At 71.3% G+C, this 26,474-nt stretch carries 19 protein-coding genes and 3 pseudogenes; 7 read left to right on the forward strand and 15 right to left on the reverse strand.

Features of this window, described 5'->3' with window-relative positions; genetic code table 11:
* Window positions 1-28 precede the first annotated feature (28 nt).
* Window positions 29-1,186, forward strand: coding sequence for an ROK family transcriptional regulator (locus tag OP79_RS32305; RefSeq protein ID WP_033325205.1), 1,158 nt, complete (start codon window positions 29-31; stop codon window positions 1,184-1,186).
* A 69-nt stretch (window positions 1,187-1,255) separates the two neighbouring features.
* On the opposite strand, the gene OP79_RS32310 is transcribed toward OP79_RS32305, so the two are convergent.
* Window positions 1,256-2,017 carry a GntR family transcriptional regulator gene (locus OP79_RS32310; protein ID WP_033325206.1) on the reverse strand — a complete coding sequence of 254 codons (762 nt, stop codon included), beginning with the start codon at window positions 2,015-2,017 and terminating at the stop codon, window positions 1,256-1,258.
* A gap of 205 nt (window positions 2,018-2,222) precedes the next feature.
* The gene (locus OP79_RS32315) at window positions 2,223-3,122 is read right to left on the reverse strand and encodes an RNA polymerase sigma-70 factor (protein ID WP_033325241.1); all 900 of its coding nucleotides are present in this window, start codon (window positions 3,120-3,122) and stop codon (window positions 2,223-2,225) included.
* Window positions 3,123-3,318: 196 nt separating this feature from the next.
* Here OP79_RS32315 and OP79_RS52360 point away from each other — a divergent pair, with 196 nt between their 5' ends.
* Window positions 3,319-4,194: an alpha/beta fold hydrolase gene (locus OP79_RS52360; protein ID WP_078492140.1), complete on the forward strand. Its 876-nt coding sequence runs from the start codon at window positions 3,319-3,321 to the stop codon at window positions 4,192-4,194.
* 60 nt (window positions 4,195-4,254) lie between these two features.
* On the opposite strand, the pseudogene OP79_RS32320 reads toward OP79_RS52360, so the two are convergent.
* A pseudogene (locus tag OP79_RS32320) lies at window positions 4,255-5,088 on the reverse strand (DMT family transporter); the annotation flags it as partial.
* Between the two features lie 47 nt (window positions 5,089-5,135).
* Between OP79_RS32320 and pdxR the strand changes: the two are divergent.
* The 4 genes from pdxR (at window position 5,136) to OP79_RS32340 (ending at window position 11,685) form a co-directional block, all read left to right on the forward strand.
* Window positions 5,136-6,632, forward strand: a complete 1,497-nt coding sequence (gene pdxR, locus OP79_RS32325; RefSeq protein WP_033325208.1) for a MocR-like pyridoxine biosynthesis transcription factor PdxR — start codon at window positions 5,136-5,138, stop codon at window positions 6,630-6,632.
* A 157-nt stretch (window positions 6,633-6,789) separates the two neighbouring features.
* Window positions 6,790-8,379 (forward strand): alkaline phosphatase D family protein, encoded by a 1,590-nt coding sequence (locus OP79_RS32330; RefSeq protein ID WP_033325209.1) that lies wholly within the window; start codon window positions 6,790-6,792, stop codon window positions 8,377-8,379.
* A 97-nt stretch (window positions 8,380-8,476) separates the two neighbouring features.
* Complete coding sequence (locus tag OP79_RS32335; RefSeq protein WP_033325210.1) at window positions 8,477-9,814, forward strand: GNAT family N-acetyltransferase; 1,338 nt, start codon at window positions 8,477-8,479, stop codon at window positions 9,812-9,814.
* Window positions 9,815-9,993: 179 nt separating this feature from the next.
* On the forward strand, window positions 9,994-11,685 hold the full coding sequence (locus OP79_RS32340; RefSeq protein WP_033325211.1) for a DUF885 domain-containing protein: 1,692 nt from the start codon (window positions 9,994-9,996) through the stop codon (window positions 11,683-11,685).
* 27 nt (window positions 11,686-11,712) lie between these two features.
* Here the strand turns inward: OP79_RS32340 and OP79_RS32345 are convergent, their stop codons facing one another.
* From OP79_RS32345 to OP79_RS32355, 3 genes are all read right to left on the reverse strand, one after another.
* Window positions 11,713-12,558 (reverse strand): SDR family oxidoreductase, encoded by an 846-nt coding sequence (locus tag OP79_RS32345; RefSeq protein WP_033325212.1) that lies wholly within the window; start codon window positions 12,556-12,558, stop codon window positions 11,713-11,715.
* Window positions 12,559-12,941: 383 nt separating this feature from the next.
* A complete protein-coding gene (locus OP79_RS32350) occupies window positions 12,942-13,463 on the reverse strand; it encodes an Imm21 family immunity protein (protein WP_033325213.1) in 522 nt (173 codons plus the stop codon).
* Window positions 13,464-13,518: 55 nt separating this feature from the next.
* Complete coding sequence (locus OP79_RS32355; RefSeq protein ID WP_033325214.1) at window positions 13,519-14,025, reverse strand: rhodanese-like domain-containing protein; 507 nt, start codon at window positions 14,023-14,025, stop codon at window positions 13,519-13,521.
* A 120-nt stretch (window positions 14,026-14,145) separates the two neighbouring features.
* Here OP79_RS32355 and OP79_RS32360 point away from each other — a divergent pair, with 120 nt between their 5' ends.
* Window positions 14,146-14,592 (forward strand): Lrp/AsnC family transcriptional regulator, encoded by a 447-nt coding sequence (locus OP79_RS32360; protein ID WP_033325215.1) that lies wholly within the window; start codon window positions 14,146-14,148, stop codon window positions 14,590-14,592.
* Window positions 14,593-14,646: 54 nt separating this feature from the next.
* Here OP79_RS32360 and OP79_RS32365 read toward each other — a convergent pair whose 3' ends face one another.
* The 9 genes and pseudogenes from OP79_RS32365 to OP79_RS32400 form a co-directional block, all read right to left on the reverse strand.
* Window positions 14,647-17,643, reverse strand: coding sequence for an AAA family ATPase (locus tag OP79_RS32365; RefSeq protein ID WP_033325216.1), 2,997 nt, complete (start codon window positions 17,641-17,643; stop codon window positions 14,647-14,649).
* Window positions 17,640-18,803 carry an exonuclease SbcCD subunit D gene (locus OP79_RS32370; RefSeq protein ID WP_033325217.1) on the reverse strand — a complete coding sequence of 388 codons (1,164 nt, stop codon included), beginning with the start codon at window positions 18,801-18,803 and terminating at the stop codon, window positions 17,640-17,642. Before OP79_RS32370 ends, OP79_RS32365 begins: the two co-directional genes overlap by 4 nt.
* Window positions 18,804-19,162: 359 nt before the next feature.
* Complete coding sequence (locus tag OP79_RS32375) at window positions 19,163-21,283, reverse strand: PQQ-dependent sugar dehydrogenase (protein ID WP_033325218.1); 2,121 nt, start codon at window positions 21,281-21,283, stop codon at window positions 19,163-19,165.
* A gap of 262 nt (window positions 21,284-21,545) precedes the next feature.
* A complete protein-coding gene (locus OP79_RS32380) occupies window positions 21,546-22,709 on the reverse strand; it encodes a sugar phosphate isomerase/epimerase family protein (RefSeq protein ID WP_033325219.1) in 1,164 nt (387 codons plus the stop codon).
* 53 nt (window positions 22,710-22,762) lie between these two features.
* Window positions 22,763-22,903, reverse strand: a pseudogene (locus OP79_RS57290) (alkaline phosphatase family protein); the annotation flags it as partial.
* Window positions 22,885-23,031 (reverse strand): annotated as a pseudogene (locus tag OP79_RS54305) (inositol-3-phosphate synthase); the annotation flags it as partial. The pseudogenes OP79_RS57290 and OP79_RS54305, both read right to left, overlap by 19 nt.
* A 465-nt stretch (window positions 23,032-23,496) precedes the next feature.
* Window positions 23,497-24,504: a sugar phosphate isomerase/epimerase family protein gene (locus OP79_RS32390; protein WP_033325221.1), complete on the reverse strand. Its 1,008-nt coding sequence runs from the start codon at window positions 24,502-24,504 to the stop codon at window positions 23,497-23,499.
* Window positions 24,505-24,536: 32 nt separating this feature from the next.
* The gene (locus tag OP79_RS32395) at window positions 24,537-25,751 is read right to left on the reverse strand and encodes a Gfo/Idh/MocA family protein (RefSeq protein ID WP_033325222.1); all 1,215 of its coding nucleotides are present in this window, start codon (window positions 25,749-25,751) and stop codon (window positions 24,537-24,539) included.
* A gap of 68 nt (window positions 25,752-25,819) precedes the next feature.
* A partial coding sequence (locus tag OP79_RS32400) for a substrate-binding domain-containing protein (protein ID WP_033325223.1) occupies window positions 25,820-26,474 on the reverse strand: 655 nt, incomplete at its 5' end.

Below are 26,474 nucleotides of genomic sequence, written 5' to 3' on the forward strand. Positions count from 1 at the left end.
ACACGCGCACGAGCTGGGAGGACGTACGTTGGGGCAGCTGACCGGCGGGGATCCCTCTCTGCTGCGGAGGATCAACTCCGCGGTGGTGCTGCACGCGCTGCGGGCCACGGACTTCGCGACTCTCACCGAGATCACCCGGGTGACCGGGCTGTCCCGGCCCACCGTCGAGGGCGTCGTCGAGGGGCTCGTCGCGGGCGGACTCGTCGTCGAGGCCGCGGCCGAGGAGGGCGCCGCGCGGCGTCAGGGGCGGCCCGCGCGGCGGTACCGGTTCCGGGCGGAGGCGGGGCATCTGCTGGGCCTTGAGATCGGCTCGCACCGCGTGGCCGCGCTCCTCGCGGACCTGGACGGCCGGGTCCTGGGCACGATCGCCAAGGACGTCTGCGAGACGGCGTCGGCGGACGAACGGCTCGAGCGGCTGCGTACCGCCGTCGCCGAACTGCTGCGCCAGGCCGGAGTCTCGCGCGGCTCCCTGCGCGCCGTCGGCGTGGCCACACCCGGCATCGTCAAGGCCGACGGCACCGTGCGCCTGGGCGCGGCGCTGCCGGAGTGGACGGGCCTGGACCTGGGCGAGAGGCTGCGGCGCTCCTTCAAATGCCCGGTGCTCGTGGAGAACGACGCCAACGCGTGCGCGGTCGCCGAGCACTGGAAGGGCGCGGCCATCGACTCCGACGACATGGTGTTCGTGCTGGCCGGGCTGAGTCCGGGCGCCGGGTCGCTGATCGGCGGGCGGCTGCACCGGGGCTATGGGGGCGCGGCCGGCGAGATCGGCGCGCTGCATCTGCTGGGCCGTGAGGCGACTCCGGAGACGCTGCTGTCCACGACCGACGAGCCGCTGCATCCGCTCGACGAGCAGGCGGTCGCGGAGGTCTTCGCGCAAGCGCGTGAGGGCGACCAGCGGGCCCGGGCGGCCGTCGACCGCTTCATCCAGCGCCTGGTGCACGATGTGGCGGCGCTCGTGCTGGCCCTTGACCCGGAGCTTGTCGTGGTCGGCGGTTGGGCGGCGGGGATCGACGGCGTACTGGAGCCGCTGCGCAAGGAGTTGTCGCGCTACTGTCTGCGACCGCCTCGGGTGGCGCTTTCGGTCCTGGGCGAGGCGGCTGTGGTGATGGGGGCGTTGCGGCTCGCTCTCGATCACGTGGAGGAGCAGCTGTTCGCGGTGGAGGGGACGGTTACGGCACGGCGGTGAGGCCTGGCCGCGCGATCCGCCGCGCCCCGGAGGTCTCCAGGGCGCGAGCCGTCCCGTGGTGCCGGGCTCTCAGGACGCCCGGCGCTCCGAATCGTGGTGGATCTCCACCCCGCCCGCGTCACCGAACGTCAGCCGGCACGTGTCGGCGCGGTACGTGGCGACCGAGACCGCCGCGGTCCGGCCCTCGGCGAAGAAGCGGGTGGTGACGACGAGGACGGGGGCGCCGGGGAGGCGGTCGAGTTCCTTGGCGTCGTCCGCGCGGGCCGAGCCGAGTTCCACGGCGCGGTCCTGGGTCTCCAGGTCCAGGTGCTGGAGTTCGCGGAGCACCGCACGCGCGCGTGCGGCTCCCGAAGGCGCGTCGATGGCGGAGAGGGCGGAAACCGAGGAGACAGGGACGTAGAGCAGTTCGGCGGCTACGTGCTGGCCGTGCGTCACGCGGGAGCGGCGTACCGTGTGCACCTTCTCCTCGCGGCCGGTCTCCAGGATGTCGGCCACCGCCGCGGGCGGAACCGCCACCGTGCAGTCCACGGGCTGCCAGGCGTCACCGGCCGCGCCCGGCCACGCGTGCTGCTCGGAACCCACGGCCACGCCCATGCGGGGCGGCGCCACGGTCGTGCCGACGCCGCGGCGGCGCTGGAGCCGGCCTTCGAGTTCGAGCTGCTCCAGGGCCTGGCGGAGCGTGGCCCTGGCGACTCCGAACCGTGCGGCGAGGTCACGCTCGTTGGGCAGGATCTCGCCCACCGAGAACTCGGAGTCCAGTGCCTCACTGAGGACGGTCTTGAGGTGCCAGTACTTGGGCTCCTGCACCGTATCCAACTGCGTGGTCCCCACCCTGTCCTCCGCAATCGCCGTGACCCGGCAGGCTTTCAACGCCCTTGTTTATTAAAGGTTCTTGCACTATCTCCTGCGACCATAAGACGACCCCCACCCTTGGTCAAGACCAATCCGCGATCGAGGCGGCGCCTTCCAGCCATGGACCGGGCCCGTTGCACACGGGCCGAACACGGGCCGGACACGGCCCTCACACAGGCCGGACTCAGGCCTTTCCGACGTCGGCCAGCGACAGCAGCTTGTCCGGGTTGCGCACGATGTAGACGCACTGGACCCGGCCGTCGGCGACGTCCAGCTGGAAGACGCTGTCGGGCTTGCCCGCGGACAGGACGAGCAGCGCCGGGCCGCCGTTGAGTTCCACGAAGCGGAACGTCGCGTCCTGGAGGCCGCCACCCTGCCGGGCGACGCCGATGACGAAGCGGCTCACCTTGTCGGCCGACTCGATCGCGCGCAGCGGCGCCTTGGCCCGGCCGCCGCTGTCGCCCACCAGGCGTACGTCCGGGGCCAGCAGGGACAGCAGCCCCTCCAGGTCGCCCTCGGTCGCCGCGGCGAGGAACCGCTCGGTGAGTTCGCGTTGCAGCACGGGGTCGGCCTCGTAGCGCGTGCGCCTCTCGTCGACGTGCTTGCGGGCCCGCCCGGCCAGCTGGCGCACCGCGGGTTCGCTGCGGTCGAGGGTGGTGGCGATGTCGGCGTACGGAAATCCGAAGGCTTCCCGGAGGACGAACACCGCGCGTTCCAGGGGTGAGAGGGACTCCAGGACGACGAGGACGGCGAGCGAGACGGAGTCGGCGAGCACGGCCCGCTCCGCCGCGTCCGGGACGGTGTCGGCGAAGTCGGTGGCGTACGGCTCGGGCAGCCACGGCCCTACGTAGGCCTCGTTGCGCGACTGGATCTGGCGCAGCCGGTCGATGGCGAGTCGGGTGGTGATGCGTACGAGGTAGGCGCGCGGTTCGCGCACCTCGGCGTGATCGGCGCCGGACCAGCGCAGCCACGCCTCCTGGACCATGTCCTCCGCGTCGGCCACCCGGCCGAGCATGCGGTAGGCGACGCCCATCAGGACGGGACGGTGCTCTTCGAAGACCTCGGTCGCGGTGTCGGTAGTCACGACACCATCCCATCCGACGCCTCGGACCATGTCCAGGCGAGCGGAGGCCAACCCGGTGGTGCGCGGAACGCGTTGAAGGGCGTACGGCCGTCAGGTCGGCATCGCTGGGGGCTACCGGCGGGTAGTAGTTGCTGACAAACTGTCTAGGAGACGGCCGTGTGCACGTCCGCCCTGTCCCCAGACGAGGAGCAGTTCCATGTCCGTCCCGGTCAGCCACCCCGCCCCCACCTCGTCCTCGCGCGGCCCGCGGACCGTGACCTTCTCCGTCCCCTCCGCACACGGCCCGCTGCCGGTGACCCTCGCGTACACGCGCGTGGGCAGCGGCGAACCGCTTCTGCTGCTGCACGGGATCGGCCACCACCGGCAGGCCTGGGACCCGGTCATCGACATCCTGGCCGTCGAGCGCGATGTGATCGCGGTGGATCTGCCCGGCTTCGGCGAGTCCCCCGCGCTGGCCGACGGGCTCGTCCACGATCTGTCGACGATGAACGCCGCGCTCGGCGCGCTGTGCCAGGCGCTGGAGATCGAAAGGCCGCATGTGGCGGGCAACTCGCTGGGCGGGCTGCTGGCCCTGGAGCTGGGCCGCGAGAAGCTCGTACGGTCCGTGACGGCGCTGTCGCCCGCGGGATTCTGGTCGCCCATCGAGCGGCGGTACGCCTTCGGGGTCCTGCAGGCGATGCGGCAGACGGCGATCCGTATGCCGTTGCCGGTGGTGGAGCGGCTGTCGCGCACGCCGTCGGGCCGCGCCGTGCTGACGAGCACCATCTACGCCCGCCCGGGCCGACGTTCACCCGAGGCGGTCGTCGCCGAGACGCTCGCGCTGGCCAATGCCGCAGGATTCGCCGAGACGCTCCGGGCCGGCACCGCCGTCCAGTTCACCGACGATGTCCCCGGACTGCCCGTCACGGTGGCGTGGGGCATGCGGGACCGGCTTCTGGTGCGCCGCCAGGGGGTCCGTGCCAAGTACGTCATCCCGCGCGCCCGCCTCGTGCGGCTGCCCGGTTGTGGGCACGTCCCGATGAACGACGACCCGGCGCTCGTCGCGCGCGTCATCCTCGACGGCAGCCGCTGAGACAACAGCCGCCGGCCTCCGCGCCCGAAGCCTCAACGCCCCTGATCCCAGGGCGACTCCGGCTCCCACCAGGGCACTGCCCGCGGCCTGTGCCGGCCCGTAGGAGCCCGTGCCGACGAGCGGGGCGGTGCAGGCGGCGGCGACGGGGATGAGGCCGGAGAAGAGGGTGGCGCGCTCCGCGCCGATCCGCTGCATGCCCATGTACCAGCAGACGAAGCCGATGACCGTGACGATCACCGCCTGCCAGAGCAGTGCGGCGAGTTCGGTGGTGTCGGGTGTACGCAGCCACGCGCGGCCCTCGACGATCAGCCCGGCCAGCGCCGATTCGACCGCCGCGAGCCCGCACACCGTGGCGGCCAGCAGCCGTGGACCGAGCGGCCGCAGCACGGGCACGGCGAGGACCGCGAAACCGACCTCTCCGAAGAGCGCGCACACGGAGAAGGCGATGCCCGCGCCGTCGGTGTGTCCCCAGCCCTGGACGGTGAAGGCACCCACGGCCACGATCAACGCGCCGTACAGGACGGGGCGTTGGGGCCGACGGCCGTCCAGGAAGGGCATGAGTACGGCCACCAGCACCGGGGCGCAGCCCACGAAGACTCCCGGAACCGCCGGTTCCGCGGTGCGTTCGGCGGCGAGCACGGCGAGGTTGAAGCCGACCATGCCGACGGCCGCGAGCAGCGCGAGCCGTATCCACTGCCGTGCGGTCAGCCCGCGCAGGGGCGCCATGCCTCCTCGGCCGACCAGGGGCAGGAGCAGGAGGCAGGCGAGGCCGTAGCGCAGGAACTGGCCCCCCGCGTACGGGTATTCGCCCAGGACGCTGTTGGCGGTGAAGGAGCCTCCGACGAGGACGCAGGCCAGGGCGGCGAGCAGGGAGCCGCGGGTGGTGGCGTTCATGGAGGCGACGCTATGGACACCACCGGTCCGGTTTAAGGTCCACTTTCATGACGCCATCGGGGACCAATTCGGCTCGGCCTCCGGATACGCCCGGATCAGCTTCGGGCCCGTCCGGATCATCAGGTGCGTCCGGATCGGCGGCCTGGGCTGCCGCCTGGGAGTTGCTGCTGCCGGCCGTCTCGGCACCGGCACGCGCGCGTGGACGCTCCTTGCAGGCCGCGCTGCGGGAGGCGGTCCGCTCGGGGCGGCTCGCGCCCGGCACCCGGCTGCCCTCCAGCCGTGAACTCGCCGCCGATCTCGGGGTGTCCCGGGGGCTGGTCACCGAGGCGTACGAGCAGTTGACCGCGGAGGGCTATCTGCGCAGCGACCGGGGAGCCGGAACGTGGGTGGGCGGCGCCGTCCGGGCCGCCCACCCGCGCGCGCGTGATCTCGCGCCCCGCTCCCCCGGTGCCCGCGTCGACTTCCTGCCCGGCACCCCGGATCTGTCGCTCTTCCCGCGCGCGGCCTGGGCAGCCGCTCAGCGCGGGGTACTGGCCGAACTGCCGCACCACGCGCTGGGTTACCCCGATCCGCGCGGGCTGCCCCGGCTGCGTACGGCTCTCGCGGAGCTGCTGGCCCGGCGCCGGGGCGTGGTCGCGGACCCTGAGCGGGTGCTGGTCGTCTCGGGCGTGGCGCAGGCGACGACACTCCTCGGTTTCGTGCTGCACGCGCGCGGGGTGCGCGCCGTCGGTGTCGAGGACCCCGGCACACCCGAGCACGGCGCGCTGTACACCTCGGCCGACGTCCGCACCGTACCGCTGCCGCTCGACGACGAGGGGCTGGCCATCGGGCCGCTGCGGGAGTCGGGCGTACGGGTGGTGGTGACGACGCCCGCGCACCAGTTCCCCTCGGGGATCGCGTACTCCGCGCGGCGCCGGGCCGAACTCCTCGACTGGGCGCACTCCGTGGACGGGCTCATCGTGGAGGACGACTACGACGGGGACTTCCGCTACGACCGGGCGCCGGTCGGTGCCCTTCAGGGGCTCGATCCGGAGCACGTCGCGTACACGGGGTCCGTCAGCAAGTCACTGGCGCCAGGACTACGGCTCGGCTGGCTGCTGGTGCCGGCGTCGCTGGTCGAGGAGGTCGTCGAGCGCAAGCGCACGATGGATCTCGGCAATCCGGTCGTCGACCAGGCACTCCTCGCCCGCTTCATGGAACGCGGCGACTACGACCGGCAACTCCGGCGCTGCCAACGCGCGTACAAGGAACGGCGCGACGTCCTCGTGGATGCTCTGGAGGAGCACTTTCCCGGCACGCAGGTGTCCGGGATCGCCGCCGGGCTGCACGCGATCGCCACGCTGCCGGGGCGGTACGGGCCGCCGGAACGGTTCTTGGCGCGGGCGGACGCGGTCGGCGTCGCGGTGCGCTCTCTGACCGATTACGCGCAGACTCCGGCCGGGGAGGAGGGGGTAGTGGTGCAGCTGGTGTTGGGATACGCGCATGTGTCTCCGACGCGTATCAGGGAGGGGGTGCGGTTGATGGCGGGGGCGGTTGGCGCCTGACGGTCTCTTCACCCCGCCGCCCATGCTGACACCGGCTCGTGCGCACCAGTTCCCCAGTCGCCGCGGGCAGTTGTTCACTTGGGGTTTGTGTGTGCGCTGTGGTGCACCAGTAGTTGTGTTCCTGCACAGTGGTCGTACCCGTCCCAGGAGGCGTTCCATGTCCCACCGTCCGTCGAGCCCGCTCCCCGCTCGCCGCAGCGTTCTGCGCGGCTCGCTCGCCGCGTCGGCGGCGCTCGCTGTGCCGACCACTGTCGGTACGGCGCCGGCCTTCCCTCTGTCGGGGCGGCCGAAGGCCGGGTGGGGTGTGCAGAGCGGCGACGTGAGCGCGCACTCCGGCCTGGTGTGGGTGCGTTCGGACCGGCCGGCGCGGATGATCGTGGAGACCTCGGCGACCGAGTCGTTCCGTAAAGCGCACAGATGGCACGGCCCGCTCCTGGGCCCCGGCACGGACTTCACCGGCACCACCCGGCTGCGCGGACTGCCCGCGGGCGAGCAGATCCACTACCGCGTCCTGCTCGCCGACCCGGACGACCCGCGCCGCACCGGTGAGCCGGTGACCGGCACCTTCCGTACGGCGTCCCTGGGACGGCGTGACGATGTGCGCTTCGTGTGGTCCGGCGACCTGGCGGGCCAGGGCTGGGGCATCAACCCGGACTTCGGTGGCTACACGATCTTCAAGGCGATGGGCGGGCTCGACCCGGACTTCTTCCTCCACAGCGGCGACACCATCTACGCCGACGGGCCGATAGCCGCGACCGTGCCCCTGCCCGACGGCAGCACCTGGCGGAACATCACCACCGAGGAGAAGTCCAAGGTCGCCGAGACGCTGGCCGAGTTCCGCGGCAACTTCCGCTACAACCTGCTGGACGAGCACCTCAAGAAGTTCAACGCGCAGGTGCCGTCGATCGTCCAGTGGGACGACCACGAGGTCACCAACAACTGGTATCCGGGTGAGATCCTCACCGACACCCGGTACACGGAGAAGAACGTCGACGTGCTGGCGTCCCGGGCACGGCGGGCGTTCAGCGAGTACTTCCCGATGTCCACGCTGCGCCCGGGCGCCCGGGAGGGCCGGGTGCACCGGGTGCTGCGCCACGGTCCGCTGCTTGACGTGTTCGTGCTGGACATGCGGACGTACCGCAACGCCAACTCCCCCGGTACGCAGACCACCGATCCGCAGGGCATCCTCGGCGCCGAGCAGCTGGAGTGGCTCAAGCGGGAGCTGTCGCGGTCGCGCGCGGTGTGGAAGGTGATCGCCTCCGACATGCCGCTCGGCCTGGTCGTGCCGGACACCGGGGACGGCAAGCCGAACATCGAGGCCGTGGCCCAGGGCGACCCGGGCGCGCCGCTCGGCCGTGAGCTGCAGATCGCCGAGCTGCTGCGGTTCATCAAGCACCGGAAGATCACGGGCACGGTGTGGCTGACCGCCGACGTGCACTACACCTCGGCCCAGCACTACCAGCCGTCGCGGGCCGCGTTCACCGACTTCGAGCCGTTCTGGGAGTTCGTCTCCGGCCCGCTGAACGCGGGTGCGTTCCCGGCGAACACGCTGGACAACACGTTCGGTCCGGAGCGGGTGTTTGTGAAGGCGCCCACTGTCGCAAATGTCTCACCCGCCGGCGGTTACCAGTTCTTCGGCGAGGTCGACATCAACGGTGACAGCGGGGAACTGACGGTTCGGCTTCGTGAGCAGGACGGGACCGTGCTGTTCACGAAGGTGCTCCAGCCGGGCCGGGTCGGGCAGTAAGCACGCAAATATAGTTCTAAATAGGACAGAGAGTGTCTTAATCGCTCAGTCACAAAGCGTTCGTGATCACGCAACACCCTTCCTGCACAGTGGTTGCATGACTTCAGACATGACTGACTCAGTACGTACGAGGAACGACCGTCCGGAACAGCACGGGAGCCGCGGACTCATGGCGCGGTTCCGCAACTGGCGGGAACGACGCACCCACGATCACGCCCCTCCGAAGGGTGATACCGGCGCCCGGCCGCCCGCCGACGTGCGGGACGCCGGGCCCCCCGAGACGGCACCGGCTCTGCCGGAGGCCGTCAGCGCGGAGGCCGTGCTCTGGCGGATGCGGACCACCGTGCGGGACGAGCCGGGTTCGCTGGCCGCGCTGTGCACGGCGCTCGCGGGTCAGCGGGTCGACATCCTGAGCCTGCAGACGCATCCCCTTGCCGAGGGCACGGTGGACGAGTTCCTGCTGCGGGCCCCCACGGAGGTGGCCGCGTCCGACGTCACCCGGGCGGTCGCGCAGGCGGGCGGTGCCCGTACCTGGATCGAGCGTGCCGACGCGCACGACCTGGTGGACGCGCCCACGCGCATCCTGGGCCTGGCGACGCGCGCTGCACTGGACTCGGCCGAACTGCCGCTGGCCTTGCGGCAGTTGCTGGGCCGGTGCAGCATCCGGTCGCTGCCCGCCGGGGCCGTGGGCGTGGACGGTGCCGACGCGGAGGTGCCCGCCGAGGGGGCTCTCGCGAACGTCGAAGGGGCACCCGAGAACACCATGATGCGGCTGCGCGCGCCCGAAGGCGGAGTGATCACCGTGGAGCGGCCGTATCTGCCGTTCACGCCCACCGAGTTCGCACGGGCCCGCGCACTGGTCGAGCTGGACGCCCAGCTCGGTCCGCGCCTCCCGCGCCGGCAGGACGTACTGACGCTGCCTCAGGGCAACGCCATCACCGTACGCCGCGCCGACACCCATGACATCGATGCCGCGAAGGCCATGCACGAGCGGTGCTCGCCGCGCACGCTCAGCCTCCGGTACCACGGCCCGGTCGGTGACGCCGACCGCTACCTCAAGCACCTCCTCAGCCCCCGCTTCGGTCGGACGCTCGCCGTGCAGACCGCCTCGGGTCGCATCGTCGGGCTCGGCCATCTCCTCTGGGACGGCGACGAGACGGAGGTCGCGCTGCTCGTCGAGGACGCGTGGCAGCGGCACGGCATCGGCAGCGAGCTCCTCGGCCGACTGGTGACCATGGCCGCCGAGGCCGGCTGCGACAGCGTGTACGCCGTCACGCAGTCGTCCAACACGGGCATGGTCGCCGCCATGCGAGGCCTGGGCCTGCCCCTCGACTACCAGATCGAGGAGGGCACGCTGGTCATCACGGCCCGCCTGGACGTGACTCCGGTGAGTTCCCGACTGCCGTACGACCAGGAGCAGCCCGTACGGGATTAGCCCTCGGCGGACACCGAACGGTTCGGCCGGCCCGGCGCAACCCGTCGGGCCGGCGCGGTGGGGGTGCGGGCCGCTGCTGGCCGCCCGCCCCGCGCACGACCGGCGTGGAACCGGGCTGACGCGCACGGCTCCCGTATATCCGGCTGACGCGCACGGCCTCCCCGTATGAGGATGTCCGCATGTCAGAGACGAAGAGCCCGCTGCCCCGCGAGGTCGCCGACGCGTACGTCGACGACCTCATCGCCATCGACCCGGTCACCGGTACGTATCTCGGCGTGAAGGAGAGTTCCAGCAAGTTGCCCGACCTCTCGCCCGCCGGTCAGCAGGCGCTCGCCGAGCTGGCGCGGGCGACGCTCGCGCGGCTCGACGAAGCGGAGCGGCAGCCGGGTGCGGACAGTGACATCGAGCGCCGCTGCGCGCGACTGCTGCGCGAGCGGCTGACCGCCGAACTCGCCGTGCACGAGGCCGACGAGGGGCTGCGGTCCGTCGGTAACCTGGCCACGGTCGCGCACTCGGTGCGCGAGGTGTTCACCGTGACGCCGGCCCAGACGGACGAGGACTGGGCCGCGATAGCCGAGCGGCTGCGCGCGGTGCCCACCGCGCTGGCCGGCTACCGCGCATCCCTCGCCCTCGGCCTGGAGCGCAAGCTGTACGCCGGTCCCCGCCCCACCGCGACCTTCATCGGCCAGCTCACCGAGTGGTCGGACACGGACGGTTCGGGCCGCGGCTGGTTCGAGGACTTCGCGTCGGCCGGTCCCGACTCCCTGCGTACGGAGATGGACGAGGCCGCCCGCTCGGCGACAGCGGCCGTCGTCGAACTGCGCGACTGGATGCGCGATGTGTACGCGCCCACGATCGAGGGCGCGCCGAACACGGTGGGCCGCGAGCGGTACGCCCGCTGGTCGCGGTACTTCAACGGTACGGATCTGGACCTCGACGAGGCGTACGCGTACGGCTGGGCCGAGTACCACCGTCTGCTCGCCGAGATGAAGCAGGAGGCGGAAAAGGTTCTGCCCGGCGCCGAGACGCCGTGGGTGGCGCTCGCGCACCTCGACGAGCACGGCCGGCACATCGAGGGCGTCGACGAGGTCCGCGACTGGCTGCAGGGCCTGATGGACCAGGCGATCGAGTCGCTCGACGGCACGCACTTCGAACTCGCCGAGCGGGTACGGAAGGTGGAGTCCCGCATCGCCCCGCCGGGCAGCGCGGCGGCCCCGTACTACACGCCGCCGTCGGAGGATTTCTCACGCCCCGGCTGTACGTGGCTGCCGACGATGGGGCAGACCCGCTTCCCGGTGTACGACCTGGTGTCGACCTGGTACCACGAGGGCGTCCCCGGCCATCACCTCCAGCTGGCGCAGTGGGCACACGTCTCCGGGAACCTCTCCCGCTACCAGGCGACGATCGGCGGCGTCAGCGCCAACTGCGAGGGCTGGGCGCTGTACGCGGAACGGCTCATGGACGAACTCGGCTTCCTCACCGACGCCGAGCAGCGGCTCGGCTACCTGGACGCCCAGATGATGCGCGCGGCCCGCGTCATCGTCGACATCGGCATGCACCTGGAGCTGGAGATTCCGGCCGACTCGCCCTTCCACCCGGGCGAGCGCTGGACGCCCGAGCTGGCCCAGGAGTTCTTCGGCGCCCACAGCAGCCGCCCCGCGGACTTCGTGGAGAGCGAGCTCACTCGCTATCTCTGCCTCCCCGGCCAGGCCATCGGCTACAAACTCGGCGAACGCGCCTGGCTGCTGGGCCGCGAGAACGCACGCCGCCGCCATGGCGACGCCTTCGACGCCAAGGCCTGGCACATGGCGGCGCTGTCGCAGGGGTCGCTGGGGCTTGACGACCTGGTGGACGAGTTGTCACGGCTGTGATTCCGTACGGGCGCCCCGACGCCGGCGTCAGCGCCGGAACCCTCCCTCCGAGTCGATGACCTGCCCGGTGACCCACTCCGCCTCGTCCGTGGCGAGCCACGCGATGAGGCGGGCGGGGTCGTCGGGCATGCCCCAACGGCCGGCGGGGAACATCGCGGCGATGGCAGCGTAGTCGTCGCCGGTCATGTAGTCCGTGTCCACGGGACCGGGGTTGATGGTGTTCACCGTGACCGCGTGCTCGGCGAGGGTGGTCGAAAGGGAGCGGGTGATCGAGGCGAGGGCGCCCTTCTGGAGGGCATACGCGATCTCGCCCGGCATGCCGCTCGCGATGTCCTGACCGGAGGTCATCATCACGACGCGTCCACCAGGGGTGCGCGGCGGGAGCGCGGCGCGCAGGCGGGCGTACGCCTGGACGAGCAGGATCACCGAGCGGGTGTCGACCGCCCAGTGCGCGTCGAGCATGTCGGCGTCGATCGCGTCGAGGGTGCCGTCCGAGCCGGACAAGGCATGGTTGGCGACAAGGATGTCGATACGGCCACCGAGCGCGTCGGCAGCCCTTGAGATCAGCTCCGCGGGCACGGCCGGGTCGGACAGGTCCCCCGGTCCGTCGATCACCCGCGCGTCCGGATCGCCGAGCACCTCACGCACGGCGGCGACCACGTCCTCGGGACGGTCCGCACCCCAGGGCATGGCGGCATCGTGCGGCACATGGTGATGCAGATACAGGCTCGCTCCGTACGCGGCGAGCCGCCGGGCCACGGCATGACCGATGCCCCCGCGTCTGCTGGCGCCGGTGACGAGGGCGGTACGGCCGCGCAGCGGCAGGGGGTCGCGGCGCAGTGCTTCGGCGGTGGGGTGCGGGAGTTGGGGCATGGCGGACCATGATGGTGGAGCGGGCGCTCGACCCGCACATGATTTTCCACGGCCCGCACCCCAACTACCCGCGCTTGCTCTCCGGCGGGAGGGGTCGTGGGCCGGTGCGTCGTATGCCCGTCGCGTAGCTTCGGTCTCGGAGAACCCGCACCCTGTACCAGCTAAGGGCCGTATGCCCGCCCTGCGACGGGCTGACGCACCGGCCCACGACCCCGCACCCACCACCCACCCAAGGGGCGCGGGGCTGTGACATATGCGGCTCCGCCGCGTGGGCGCGACCAGCCACCGACGGCCCGCAGTCGCCAACGGACCGAACCCACCACCCCCGTAGGCGCCCCGCCCAACCGACGGAGTCACTCGCACCCAAAAACGAACCCCACCGCTCAACCCAGCGGAGCGACCCGCCGCAGTTGGACCAGCCCCAGCCACGTCTCGGGCCCGGCCGCCGCGTACGCCGCCCGGACCGCATACCGCCCCGCTTCCAGCGCGATCCGCAGATGCCCCGCCTGCTCGGCGTCGTTGCCGGGCCACGCCGCGTCGAACAGGACCACGGCTCCGGGAATGTCCCAGTGCACCTCCCGCTCCCACACCGCCGCGTCGAGGGCCGCCGGAACACCGGCCAGCAACTGCGTCTCCGACTCCGCGGCGCACCACCGTACGAAGGTGCCGTGCTCGGGCAAGTAGGCGGTGGCGGCAGGATCGTCGCCGAGGACGAGGGCCGTGGTGTTGCCGACCGGGAGCAGACCGATGTAGCCGTCCACGTCACAGGCCCGGTCGTAGTCGGACGCCAACTCGACGCCGTCCGCCCCCGTCCAGAAAGGCAACACCACCTCGGGGATCGCTATGAGGGGCCCACCGCCCGACTCCGCCCACTCGACCGCACCCTGATCCGCGTAACTCGCCATGCGGGAGAAGCTACACGCACCGGGTCACACGGAAATGGCTGTGTCACTCAAGTGCTCAGCAGCCACAGTCCGCCGCGTCGGCCGGCGCGGTCAAGGCATCGGGCGTACGCCGCTCGCGCCCCTCCCAGGTCTCGAACTCGAAGCCTTCGCGCACCCAGTACTCGAAGCCACCGAGCATCTCCTTGACCTGGAAGCCGAGTTGGGCGAGAGCGAGGGCGGCGCGGGTCGCGCCGTTGCAGCCCGGGCCCCAGCAGTAGGTGACGACCGGCACGGACTTGTCGAGGAGTTGCTCGGCCTGCTCGGGGATGAGGGCTGTGGGCAGATGGATCGCGCCGGGCACATGCCCCTGGTCCCAGGACTCGGTGGAGCGGGAGTCCAGGACGACGAAGCCGGGGTCGCCGTCGGCCGCGAGCGTGGCGGCGACGTCGGACACGTCCGCGTGGAAGGCGAGGCTCGCGCCGAAGTGGGCGACGGCCGCGGCGGGGGACGCCGGGGGCACGCACAGAACCGGGTTCACGGCGGTGGTGGTTGTGGTGTTGCCGGTCGCAGTCGTAGCAGTCACGGTGTGGCCTTCCGTCGAGTTCCGTGCTCAAGAATCTACGGCCGGTCATCCGCCCTTCTGAAGAGGCGATCCACGGTCTCCCCCATGACAAGCCGGGGATTCCTCTGCTAATCCTCAACCATGACCGCGTATTCCCCGGACGCCACCGACTGGCGCATCCTCGAGGTCCTCCAGCGCGAGGGCCGGGCCAGCTTCGCCGAGTTGGCCCGTGCCGTCTCCATGTCCGCGAGCGCGGTCACCGAACGGGTGCGCCGACTGGAGGAGGCGGGCGTCATCCAGGGGTACGCGGCTGTCGTGGACCCGGAGAGGCTGGGGCTGCCGATCCTCGCCTTTGTGCGGCTGCGCTATCCGACCGGGAACTACAAGCCGTTCCACGATCTCGTCGCCGCGACCCCCGAGATCCTGGAGGCGCACCACGTCACGGGCGACGACTGCTTCGTCATCAAGGTCGCGGTGCGCTCCATGAGCCACCTGGAGAAGGTGACAGGCAAGCTCGGCACGCTCGGCTCGGTGACCACGAGCGTCGTGTACTCGTCACCGCTGCCCCGGCGTCCCATCGGTCGCTGATCCCGCTGCCGTGCCACCTCACGGTCGCGCCCCGTCACCGCGACGCCCGACCGGTCATTGCCCCCTCTGTCGTACGACCGACCCCGACCGCCCCTTCACCACCTCCAGTTGGGCGTGGATGCGGCGCCGCAGATCCGGTACGTGGCTGACGATGCCGACGCTGCGGTCCCGCTCCCTCAGCGAGTCGAGGACGTCGAGTACCTCGTCGAGGGTCTGTTCGTCGAGGCTGCCGAAGCCCTCGTCGATGAAGAGGGTGTCGAGGCGGACGCCGCCCGCCTCGTCGGTGACGACGTCCGCGAGGCCGAGGGCGAGGGCGAGGGAGGCGAAGAACGTCTCGCCGCCGGAGAGTGTCGCCGTGTCGCGTTCGCGGCCGGTCCAGGCGTCGACGACGTGCAGTCCGAGGCCGCTGCGGCCACGCCCGGCGCGGTCGTCGGAGTGGACGAGGGTGTACCGGCCGGAGGACATGCGCTGCAGGCGTGCGGTCGCGGCGGCGGCGACCTGTTCCAGGCGGGCGGCGAGGACGTAGGACTCCAGGCGCATCTTGCGTTCGTTGTCCGCGGAGGTGCCCGCGGCGAGGGTGGCGAGGCGGGCCACGCGGTCGTACTCCTCGCGCAGTGGGCCGAGTCGGCGCACGGACGCGGTCGCCTGGTGGGTGAGCCGGTCGAGTTCGGTGCAGCGCCGGGCGGCGGCGTCGCGTGCGGAAGCGGCCTCGCGGGCCCGGCGGGCGGCGTCGGCGGCGGCCTGTTCCGCGGCGGCGAGGTCGGCGGGCGGCTGCTGGGCGGCCTGAGCCGTGTCGGCTTCGGCGAGTACGGCCCGTACGGTCGCCTCCTCCTGTTGCCAGGTGTCGAGCCGCCGTTGGAGGTCGCGGTGTGCCGCGTCGTCCAGGAGCGCAGCCGCCGCGGCCTGCGGCGTGTCGAACCCGGCGCGGAAAGCCGCGTCGGCGAGTCGCGCGTCGGCGTCCTTGAGCCGCTGCGCGGTGTCCGCCGCGAGGCGCGCGGCGTCCGCGGCCTCGGTGAACTGCGCCGTCTGCCGCTCCAGTTGCGCGGCCCGCACGGATACGCTGCCCGCGGCGCCCCGGGCCTGCGTCAACTCCGCTTCCAGGGCCGCCCCTTCGCGGTCGAGGGTCTCCCTGCGCGCGGCGCGTGAGGCGGCACGCAGGGCGGCTTCCTGGTGGGCGGCGAGCCGTCGTTCGTGCTCGTGCTCGGCCTGTCTCAGGGCCTCGCTCGCCGGATGCAGCCCGGAGGCGGCACCGCGCGCTTCGGCGTGTTGCCGCGCCAACTCCTCGGCCTGCTCGGTGAGTTGCGCGGTGGGGGCGTCGCCCGCCTCGGCGGTCGCCGCGGCCAGCGCCTCCCGTACGACACCGAGCCGCCGCTCGGCCTCGGCGCGCTGCTCGTCGGCCTCCTGATGGGCGACGAGCGCGGCCTCCTCGGCCTGCTGATCGATGTGTCCGGCGATCTTCCGGGCGGGCGCCGGGTGTTCGGCGCTGCCGCAGACGGCGCAGGGTTCGCCGTCCACGAGAGCGGCGGCGAGTTCTGCGGCGATGCCCTTGAGGCGCTGTTCCTTGAGGTCGAGCCAGTGGGCGCGGGCGTCCGTGGCGTGCTCCCGCGCGGCGAGCACGCGCACGTGGGCGTCGTCCGTGTCGCGGGCGAGCTGGTCGCGCAGCCGTGCCGCCGCGAGCCGTGCCTGGGCGGGCTCGCGCTGGACGGCGAACTGCTCGGCGCGAGTGGCGGCCTCCTGCGCGGAATCGATGCGGGTCTGGAGTCCGGCGCGGGTCGTCTCCCAGGAGGCGAGCCAGCTTTCCTCGTCCTGGAGCACGTCCTCGTCGGCGCGCTCCTGGCGGTCCAACGCCTCGCGCTCGGTGGTGAGTTCGGCCAGCCGGTGCTCGGCTCGGCGGGCCGACTCCAGGCCGCCCAGCTCCTCGGCGGCCTTGCGTGCAGCGGCCGCGAGGCCGCTCGCTCCGGCGTCGGCGAACGTCCCCGGGAGCAGCGCACGCGCGCGTGTCTCGTCGGCAGCCGCCCGCCGGTGCTCGGCATCCGCGGCGTCGCGCAGGGACAGCGCGGGTGCCACGGCCTCGGCCTTGCGGGCACGCTCCATCCGCTCCCGGGCCTCCCGGTGCGCTCCGGAGTGCTCCTCCAGACGCTCGGCCCGCTCCCGTGCCTCGGCGAACCGCCGCTGCAACCGCGCCACTTCGCGTACGTCGTCGAGTACGCGATCCGCCTGCGACTGCGCCGACTCGGCGGCTTTCTGGGCGCAGTGCGCCACGGTGAACCGTTCGCGTGCCGTACTGCGGGCGATCGCCGCCCAGGACAGTACGGACTCGGCCAGCCCAGGGTCTCCGGGGGCCGCATCGGGCAGCGGCAGCTCCACGATGTCACCGGCGGCCTGCTGCATGCGGTGCGCGTCAGCGAGTAACGTCGCGTCCCCTTCGCGTACTTGGGCCTCCGCGGCGCGCCGCAGCTCGGCCAGGCGCTGTTCGACGGCCGCGAACCGGCGGGTGTCGAAAAGCCGGCCGAGCAGCCTGCCGCGGGCCTCGGCGTCGGCCCGCAGGAAACGTGCGAAGTCGCCCTGGGGCAGCAGTACGACCTGGCAGAACTGCTCGCGGCTCATGCCGAGCAGCTGGGTGATCTCCTCGCCGATCTCCTGGTGGGAGCGGCTGAGGTCCTTCCAGGAGCCCGCCGACGCGTCGTACTCGCGCAGCCAGCTCTGGGCCTTGTCGGTGGTGGTGCCCGAGCCGCGCTTCTTGGCGCGCTCCCAGGGCGGCTGGCGGGTGAGCTCCAACCGGCGTCCGGAGACGGTGAGTTCGAGACGGACTTCGGTACGGGTGCCGGACGCGGCGTGGTCGCTGCGCAGGGTGAGCCCCTGGCCGCTCTGCCGGGCGCCCGGCACCGATCCGTACAGGGCGTAGCAGACCGCGTCCAGAACCGAGGTCTTGCCCGCGCCTGTCGGCCCGTGCAGCAGGAAGATCCCGGCGGCCGACAGCTCGTCGAAGTCGACCGTCTGGGCCCCGCCGAAGGGTCCGAACGCGGTGATGTGCAGCCGGTGCAGCCTCATCGGGCCACCTCCCGTACTGCCGCGTCGGCGCGCACCGCGTCGAACGCCTCCCGGAGTACGGCCTGTTCGCGTGCGTCGGGACCCGCGCCACGCACATGGGCCACGAAGTCCTCCGCGATCTCCTGGTCGCTGCGTCCCGCCAGGCGTCGGGCGTACGAGACGTCCGGGTCGTCGGGGGCCCGCTCGGGATCGAAGACGAGGCTGAGCGTGTGCGGGAAGCGTTCGCTGAGCCGTGCCATTGCGTCGGCGGGGCGCACCGGGTCGGTGAGGGTCGCCTCGACCCAGGCCTCCTCGTGGCGCGCCAGCTCCGGGTCGGCCAGCAGGTCCTCCAACCTCCCCCGGATACGGGCGAGTGCGCGCGGTACGGGACAGTCGATCCGCTCGGCGGCGAGCGAACCGTCCGCCCCCAGGTCGACCAGCCACATGCTCTTGCGGTGGTCGGCCTCCGAGAAGGAGTACGGCAACGGGGAGCCCGAGTAGCGCACGCGCTCCGTGATGGTCTGGCTGCCGTGCAGATGACCGAGCGCCGCGTAGTCGACCCCGTCGAAGACCCCGGCCGGTACGGCGGCGACCCCGCCCACCGTGATGTCCCGCTCACTGTCACTGGCCTCGCCCCCGGTGACGAAGGCATGCGCGAGGACGACGCAGCGGGTGCCCCCCGCGCGCGTGGCGAGATCGGCGCGGACCCGCTCCATCGCGGCCGCGAGCACCGCCTCATGGCCGGGCTTCTCCACCCCGAACTCGTCCTTCACCAGGGCGGGTTCGAGATACGGCAGCCCGTAGAAGGCCACGTCGCCGTGGGTGTCGGCCAGCACCACGGGCGTACCGCACGCCGAAGGCTCGGTCCGCAGATGAATGCCGGCGCGGTCGATGAGCCCGGCTCCCACCCCCAGCCTGCGCGCCGAGTCATGGTTCCCGGAGATCATCACCGTCGGCACCCCGAGGTCGGCCAGCCGGTGCAGGGCGTCGTCGAAGAGCTCGACCGCCGCCAGCGGAGGCACCGCCCGGTCGTACACGTCCCCCGACACGACCACCGCGTCCACCCCGCGCTCGCGCACGGTCGCGACGAGGTGGCCGATGAACTCGGCCTGGGCACCGAGCATGCTCACCCGGTGGAACGCCCGGCCGAGATGCCAGTCGGAAGTGTGCAGCAATCTCACAAAATCGCTCCGACCTGCATGTTTCCCCCTCCTGCACCTCAAAAACCAGCACGAACCAGCACGGGCTGACGGTCAGCGCTCACCACGCTAACCCCTATGGGGCCCCGATCCACCACGGGACTCAGCCCATCGCCCGCCTGCGGCACCGAATTGCCAGAAATGTCCGCGGCGATCTGGTTGACGGTACGGCCGAGCCTTCGAGTCTCCGTCTGCCCATCCGGACGCTCCGAGGGCACCCACGGTGTTGCCGGTCGGCGCCTGACCAGGATGGGGCCCGCGACCGGGACAAGATGTCGCGGGCGCGCCGACGGGGGCCATCCCCCCAAGGATGGCCCCCGCCTTTGTGGCTTGGCCGCCGGTCAGTCGGCCGGCGTCAGTGCGACCTCCGAGCTGCCCGAGAGGGGCGGCAGACCGTCAGGGGGAGTGTCCGTGTAGGTGGCGTTGAAGACCGCCTTCAGGTTGTCCGCACCGGCGTGACCGCCGTCCACGAACGTCTCGAACGATCCGGAGCAGCCGTTGCTCGAGGACAGCGGATGTCCGTGCGAGTCGTGGCCGAGGATGAACGAGACGGTGACCTTCGAGCAGTCCACCGGCTGGTCGTCGGTGACGGTGACCTTCCAGGTGACCGTGTCACCCCAGTGGAACTCCGTGCCGCCGTGCGGAGCCGGGTCGGTCGTGAGCGAGACGACCGGCGCCTTGTTGCCGACCACGACGGGAACCGAGGCGGAGGCCGAGCGGCCGGTGCTGTCGGTGACCTTCAGCGTGGCGTCGAAGACGGCGTTCTCGGTGAACGTGTGCTTCGGGTTCGCCTCCGTGGAGTCCACGGTGCCGTCGGCGTCGAAGTCCCAGGCGTAGCGGAGGGCGTCGCCGTCGGCGTCCTTCGTGCCGGCGCTGGAGAACTGGACCGTCAGCGGGCTGGTGCCGTTGACCACGTCCGCGGTGGCTTTGGGCTCCGGGGTGCGGTTGCCCCGCGTGAAGTCGATGCGGGCGAGCTGGGCCTCGGGCAGTTCCGCGAAGTACCCGGTGCCGTACTCGAGGACGTACAGCGCGCCGTCCGGGCCGAACTCGGCGTCGATCGGGCCGTCCGTCGTGATCGAGGGGATCGCGGCCTCGATCTTCTCGACCTTGTTCTTCTTGCCCAGAGTGATGGCCATCATCTGGTCGCGGGTCCACTCGTAGAAGAGCGGCTTGCCGTCGAAGTACGCGGGCCAGCGGTTCTGGGCCTTGTTCCGCTTGTCGTAGCGGTACGCCGGGCCGCCCATGGGGCCGATGCCGCCCGTGCCGAGCTCCGGGAACTCCTCGGAGAGCCCGTAGCCGTAGACGATCTCCGCGTCCGTGACCGGCGGCAGCTTGCTCAGGCCGGTGTTGTGGCGCGAGTCGTTGACCGGCTTGGCACAGTTGAACGCGCCGCTCGACTTCTGGGTGGCGAAGTCGTAGTCCTGGTACGGCATGTCCTGGGTCACGCAGAACGGCCAGCCGTAGTTGGCGGGCCGGTCGATGACCATCCAGCGGCCCTGGCCGGCGGGGCCGCGGTCGGGGTTCGCCTGGTTGGCGTCGGGCGAGTAGTCACCGACGTAGACCTCGCCGGTCCTGTCGTCCACCGCGAAGCGGAACGGGTTGCGCAGACCCATGGCGTAGATCTCGGGACGGGTCTTCTGGGTGCCCGGCCGGAAGAGGTTGCCGCCCGGTATCGCGTAGCTGCCGTCGCGCTTGACCTTGATGCGCAGGACCTTGCCGCGCAGGTCGTCGGTGTTGCCCGCGGTGCGCCGCGCGTCGTAGGCCGGGTTGCGGTCGGGGCGGTCGTCGAGCGGGGCGTAGCCGTCCGAGGCGAAGGGGTTGGAGTCGTCGCCGGTCGACAGGAACAGGTTGCCCTTGCCGTCGAAGTCGATCTTGCCGCCGACGTGGCAGCAGATGCCGCGGTCGGCCGGGACGTCGAGGATCTTCTGTTCGGTGTCGAAGTCGAGCTTGTTGCCGTCGAGTTTGAACCGGGACAGCCGGGTGACGCCCTTGTACTTGGCGAAGTCCTCGGCCGTGCCGAACTCCGGTGCGTCCCCTTCGTTGACGCCCGGGGTGGCCGGGTCGTCCATGGGGGTGTCGAGGCGGGGCGAGTAGTAGAGGTAGACCCAGTGGTTCTTGGCGAAGCCGGGGTCTACGGCGATGCCCTGCACGCCTTCTTCGTCGTGCTGGTAGAGCCCGGCGGGGCTCTTCTTCATGTCGGCGGCGAGGAAGTTGACGCCGCTCTTGGGGTCGTGGATCCGGACCTCTCCCGTGCGGGCCGTGTGCAGCACCCGCCGGTCGGGAAGGACGGCGAGGGCCATGGGCTCGCCTGGGCGGTCGTTGAGGGTGACCTTCTGGAAGGCCGACTGGGCCGGCGGTGCGGGGTCTGGTTCGGCGGCTTGGGCTGGGGACGGAGGCAGGAGCCCCAAGGCCCCGGCCAACGCCGCCGCCCCCACGAGGGTGACGATCCGTCTGTTGCGCACTCAGAACTCCTTTGTTCCGGCTGGCGGCTGCAGAAGGGGGCCTGGGGGCTGGGCCCCCGGGTCGGCCGCTGCAGGGTGAAGGCGAGTGAAAGCCCTTGAGAGGTGGGTGAGTTGGACGCTAGAGCGCCACTTTCAACTCGTCAAGGACAAAGTTGGAACCTTTTCAGGGAAAGACTGCCCGGGTGTTTCATGCTTTTTCGGGCAACGCCCGGGGGCCTGCCCCGCGCCAAGACGCCGGGCAGGCCATGCGGATGACGCTCAGTCAGCGACGGGCGCGCAAGGCCGCGAGGTTGTCGTAGCCGACCCGGGCGAACTCCAGGGACTGGCCGGGAGCGCTCTCGCTCGGCGCGTTGTCCTGCTCGACCATCGGGTTGTGGTAGTTCTTCGCGCCCACCCTGCCGAAGAACCTCCGGTAGTCGATGTCCCCGGTGCCGAACGGCACCATGTCGTAGCCCAGGCCGCTTTGGGGGTTGAGCACGCCGTCCTTGGCGTGGAAGAGCGGGAAGCGTTTGGTGTTGCGGGCCACGAGACCGGCGGGGTCGAAGACCTTCTCACGCTGCGCCCCGTCGTGGGCGGTGTACGTGTGGAACTTGTACTGGGCCACGTGCGCCCAGAAGACGTCCAGCTCCAGATAGACGCTCTTCGGGTCGGTCACCTTCAGGAAGTACTCCAGCTTGCGGATACCGGAGCTGCGGGTCGGCCGACCCTGGGCGTCGAGCGGGCCGCCGTCGAGCAGGAAGTCGTAGGCGCTGTCGTGGTTGTGGGTGTAGAGCTTGATGCCCTCCCTACGGGCGATGGCGCCCAGGGTGTTCCACTTCTCCGCGGCCACGTCCCAGTCGGCCCGGTAGGGGGTGTTGGTGGGGTCGGCGCCGGTACCCATGTGCTCCATGCCGAGGATGTTGGAGATCTCCAGGAAGCGCTTGAAGGTGTCCAGGTCGGACGGGGTCAGCGGCCAGGACGGCGGGATGAAGCCGTGGCTGCCCTGCGCCCGCAGGCCGTAAGCGTCGAGCCAGGAGCGCAGCAGCTTCGCTCCCTCGAGGGTGCCCAGATCGGCGCCGCCGGGCGCGTTGGCGTGCTGGCCGTAGCCGGCGAACTCCACCTGGCGGTAGCCGAAGCGCGACAGCTGCCGGAACACCTCGCGGAAACCGGAGGGCAGGTCGGAGGCCAGCGGGTCGCGGCCGATCGCGTCACGGACGGTGTAGAGGATGATGCCGCGCTTGTGCGGCGGGACCAGAGCGGAACGTCCCCGGTCGTAGCCGGCGGCTTCTGCTCTGTCCTGCGCCAGGGCGGGCGTGGCACCGAAGACCGGGGCGGCGATCGCCGCGGCGGTGGCGGCCGTGCAGGTGCTGAGGAAACGGCGGCGGCTGACGCCGAGCGTGCGGCGCAGGGCGTCGCCGGTGACGGCTTCGTCGTTGAACGCGGTCACAGTGGCTCTCTCTTTCGTTGTCGCAGTGCTGCGGGTGCCTGATGGCTGCCGCCTCAGGAGAGGCCGGCGAGCCGCAGGAGAAGGGACTTCACTTCGGTGGCCGCTACGCGGCCGGATACTGCGCGGGGGGTGGAGACCAGGACGAGCGGACCTTCGTCGTCGCTCGTAGGGCGGCGGCCGTGGCCGCCGCGCATCCGGCGACGGCAGTGGTGGCCACCGATCCGCGGGCTCCGACGAACCAGGCACCGGTGCGTGCGGTCCGCCCGCCGCCCTGGGACTGCGATGCGTTCCCGGCGTTGTTCACGGGCTGCCTCCCTGCCATGTCGATGTTCCGATGGGATTGAAAGACGGTGGGCGGGGGCGGGGCTGACCTCCCCGCCCACCGTCGGCATAGGGGCGGGCTTCGACCGCGGCCTAGGAGGACAGCTCCTTGGTCGGCGCGGTTACGGCGAGCGGGCCGTCGGTGCGAAGTGCGGGATTCTTGGCGGCACTTGGCCTTGTGCTGTGCACGGATGTCCTCCGTCGTCCGGTCGAACGAGCGGTGAGCTGTGCAACCGGTGGGGTGTGCGCCATCACTGTCGAACCACCGTGTGGCGCCTGTGCACGAGACGGGACCGTAGCCCCGTTCGTCCTCGACGGAAAGTCCTTGTGCAGAAGAATGTCAAACTTTTTCCAGACTCAGGACAAAGGCGTGCCCGGGCAGCCCGGACCGGCCCGGCTGCCTTCCCGGCACCGGGCGGCCTTCACCTGGCTGGTTCCAGGGAACAGAAGTTCCCTGTCGGGGTCCCTAGTTGTCACCGCCTCCGAAGGCGGCGTCGAAGGACGCCGAGGGCGGGTCGAAATCGAACCGCTTCAGACCGGCGAGTGCTTGCGGCGCGCCCATGAGGCGGTCCATGCCGGCGTCCTCCCACTCCACGGAGATCGGACCGTCGTAACCGATCGATCGCAGCATCCGGAACACGTCCTCCCAGGGCACGTCGCCGTGTCCGGCGGAGACGAAGTCCCAGCCGCGCCGCGGGTCGCCCCAGGGCAGATGGGAGCCGAGCCGACCGTTGCGCCCGTCCAGGCGTTTTCGGGCCTCCTTGCAGTCGACGTGGTAGATCCGGTCCCGGAAGTCGTAAAGGAAGCCGACCGGGTCCAGGTTCTGCCAGACGAAGTGGCTGGGGTCGAAGTTGAGCCCGAAGGCCGGCCGGTGGTCCACCGCCTCCAGCGCGCGTTTGGTGGTCCAGTAGTCGTAGGCGATCTCGCTCGGATGGACCTCGTGGGCGAATCGGACGCCCTCGGTGTCGAAGACGTCCAGGATCGGGTTCCAGCGCTCGGCGAAGTCCTCGTAGCCGCGCTCGATCATCCGTTCCGGCACCGGAGGGAACATCGCGACGAGGTGCCAGATGGACGATCCGGTGAAGCCGACGACCGTGTCGACGCCGAAGGCGGCCGCGGCGCGCGCCGTGTCCTTGATGTCGGCGGCGGCCCGCTGCCGTACGCCTTCGGGTTCGCCGTCGCCCCAGATCCGGGCCGGCAGGATGCCCTGGTGGCGTTCATCGATGGGGTTGTCGCAGACGGCCTGGCCGACGAGATGGTTGGAGATCGCCCAGCACTTCAGGCCGTACTTCTCCAGCAGGGCGTGCCGGCCAGCCAGATAGGACGGATCGGCCAGGGCCTTGTCGACCTCGAAGTGGTCGCCCCAGCAGGCGAGTTCAAGGCCGTCGTAGCCGAAGTCGGCGGCCAGTCGGCAGACCTCCTCCAACGGCAGATCGGCCCACTGACCGGTGAACAGGGTGAACGGGCGTGGCATGGTGCCTCCGAGCGGGGTTCCTTGCCGGATCTCTACCGGACTTCGGCCTCGACGGCCTGGACAGGGGTGTAGACGGAGTTCTTCTGCGCGCTCTCCTCCACCGAGGCGAGCACCCGCTGCACCTGCAGACCGTCGGCGAACGACGGCATCGGGTCGGTGCCGGACGCGATGGCCTCGACCAGGTCACGGGCCTGGTGGACGAAGGTGTGCTCGTAGCCGAGCGCGTGGCCCGGCGGCCACCAGCCCTCCAGGTACGGATGCTCGGCCTCGGTGACGACGATCCTGCGGAACCCGGCCGTGGCGGCGGGCTCCCGGTGGTCGTGGAAGGACAGCTCGTTGAGCCGCTCGAGGTCGAAGGCGAGCGAGCCGGACTCGCCGTTGATCTCCAGCCGCAGGGCGTTCTTTCGCCCCGACGCCATCCGGGTCGCCTCGAACGTGGCGAGTGCCCCCGAGGCGAGCCGGCCGGTGAACACGGCCGCGTCGTCGACGGTCACCGGAGCGCGCCGGGGGCCGCCGGAAGCGGTCAGGCCGGAGGAGGCACCGTCGAGGCGGGGGCGTTCCTTGACGAAGGTCTCCATCTGGGCGGAGACCCCGACCAGCACCTCACCCGCCAGGTACTGGGCGAGGTCGACGATGTGCGCGCCGAGGTCGCCGAGTGCCCCCGACCCCGCGTGCTCCCGCTGCAGCCGCCACGTCAGCGGGAAGTCGGGGTCGACCAGCCAGTCCTGGAGGTAGCTGACCCGTACATGGCGCAGCGTGCCGAGCCTGCCGTCGGCGATGAGCCGGCGGGCGAAGGTGAGGGCGGGCACACGCCGGTAGTTGAAGCCCACCATCGCCAACTGCCCGCGCGAGCGGGCCGCTTCGGCGGCCGTGACCATGGCCTGCGCCTCGGCGACCGAATTGGCCAGCGGCTTCTCGCACAGCACGTGCTTGCCCGCCTCCAGCGCCGCGATCGCGATCTCCGCATGGCTGTCGCCCGGTGTGCAGATGTCGACGAGTTGCACGTCCTCGCGGGCTATGAGGGCGCGCCAGTCGGTCTCCGCCGCGGCCCAGCCGTGTTTGTCGGCCGCCGCCCGCACGGCGTGCGCGTCGCGGCCGGCGATCGCGGCCAGGACCGGCCGCAGCGGCAGGTCGAAAACGTGCCCTACGGTGCGCCACCCTTGTGAGTGCGCGGCGCCCATGAACGCGTAGCCGACCATGCCCACGCCGAGTGCCGGCGGTGCGGTCCCACTGTCCCTCTGTTCCATACGGATTCCTCCTCGTCGGAGTGTCACTGACTCATCGCTGTGTTCGCGGGGCACGCGGCCCGGACCGGTCAGATGAAGCCGGTCGGCAGGTACTGGTCGACGTTGTCCTTGGTGACCACGGCCGAGTAGAGGGTCAGCGAGGACGGGATCTCGAACTCGGCGAGGCCGCCGATGCCCTTGCCCTGGCCGAGCGCCCGGGCAAGATCGATGGCGGAGGCGGCCATCGTCGGCGGGTACAGGACGGTCGCCTTGAGCACGCTGTTGCCGGCCTTGATGGCGTCCATCGCGGACTTGGCACCCGCGCCGCCGACCATCAGGAAGTCGTCGCGGCCGGCCTGGTCGATGGCGCGCAGCGCGCCCACGCCCTGGTCGTCGTCGTGGTTCCACAGCGCGTCGAACTTCGACTGGGCCTGGAGGAGTTGGGACATCTTGGCCTGCCCGGACTCGACGGTGAAGTCGGCGGACTGCCGGGCCACCTTCCTGATGTTGGGGTAGTTCTTCAGGGCGTCGTCGAAGCCCTTGGTGCGCTGCTGGGTCAGCTCGAGGTTGTCGATGCCCGCGAGTTCGACGACCTTGGCGTCCTTCTTGTCCTTGAGCTGTTCGCCGATGTAGTGGCCGGCGTTGAGGCCCATGCCGTAGTTGTCGCCGCCGATCCAACAGCGGTACGCCTGCGGGGAGTTGAAGATCCGGTCGAGGTTGACGACGGGGATGCCGGCGCGCATG

It is taken from the genome of Streptomyces yerevanensis, assembly GCF_000716805.1.
GTDB classification, from domain to species: domain Bacteria; phylum Actinomycetota; class Actinomycetes; order Streptomycetales; family Streptomycetaceae; genus Streptomyces; species Streptomyces flaveus.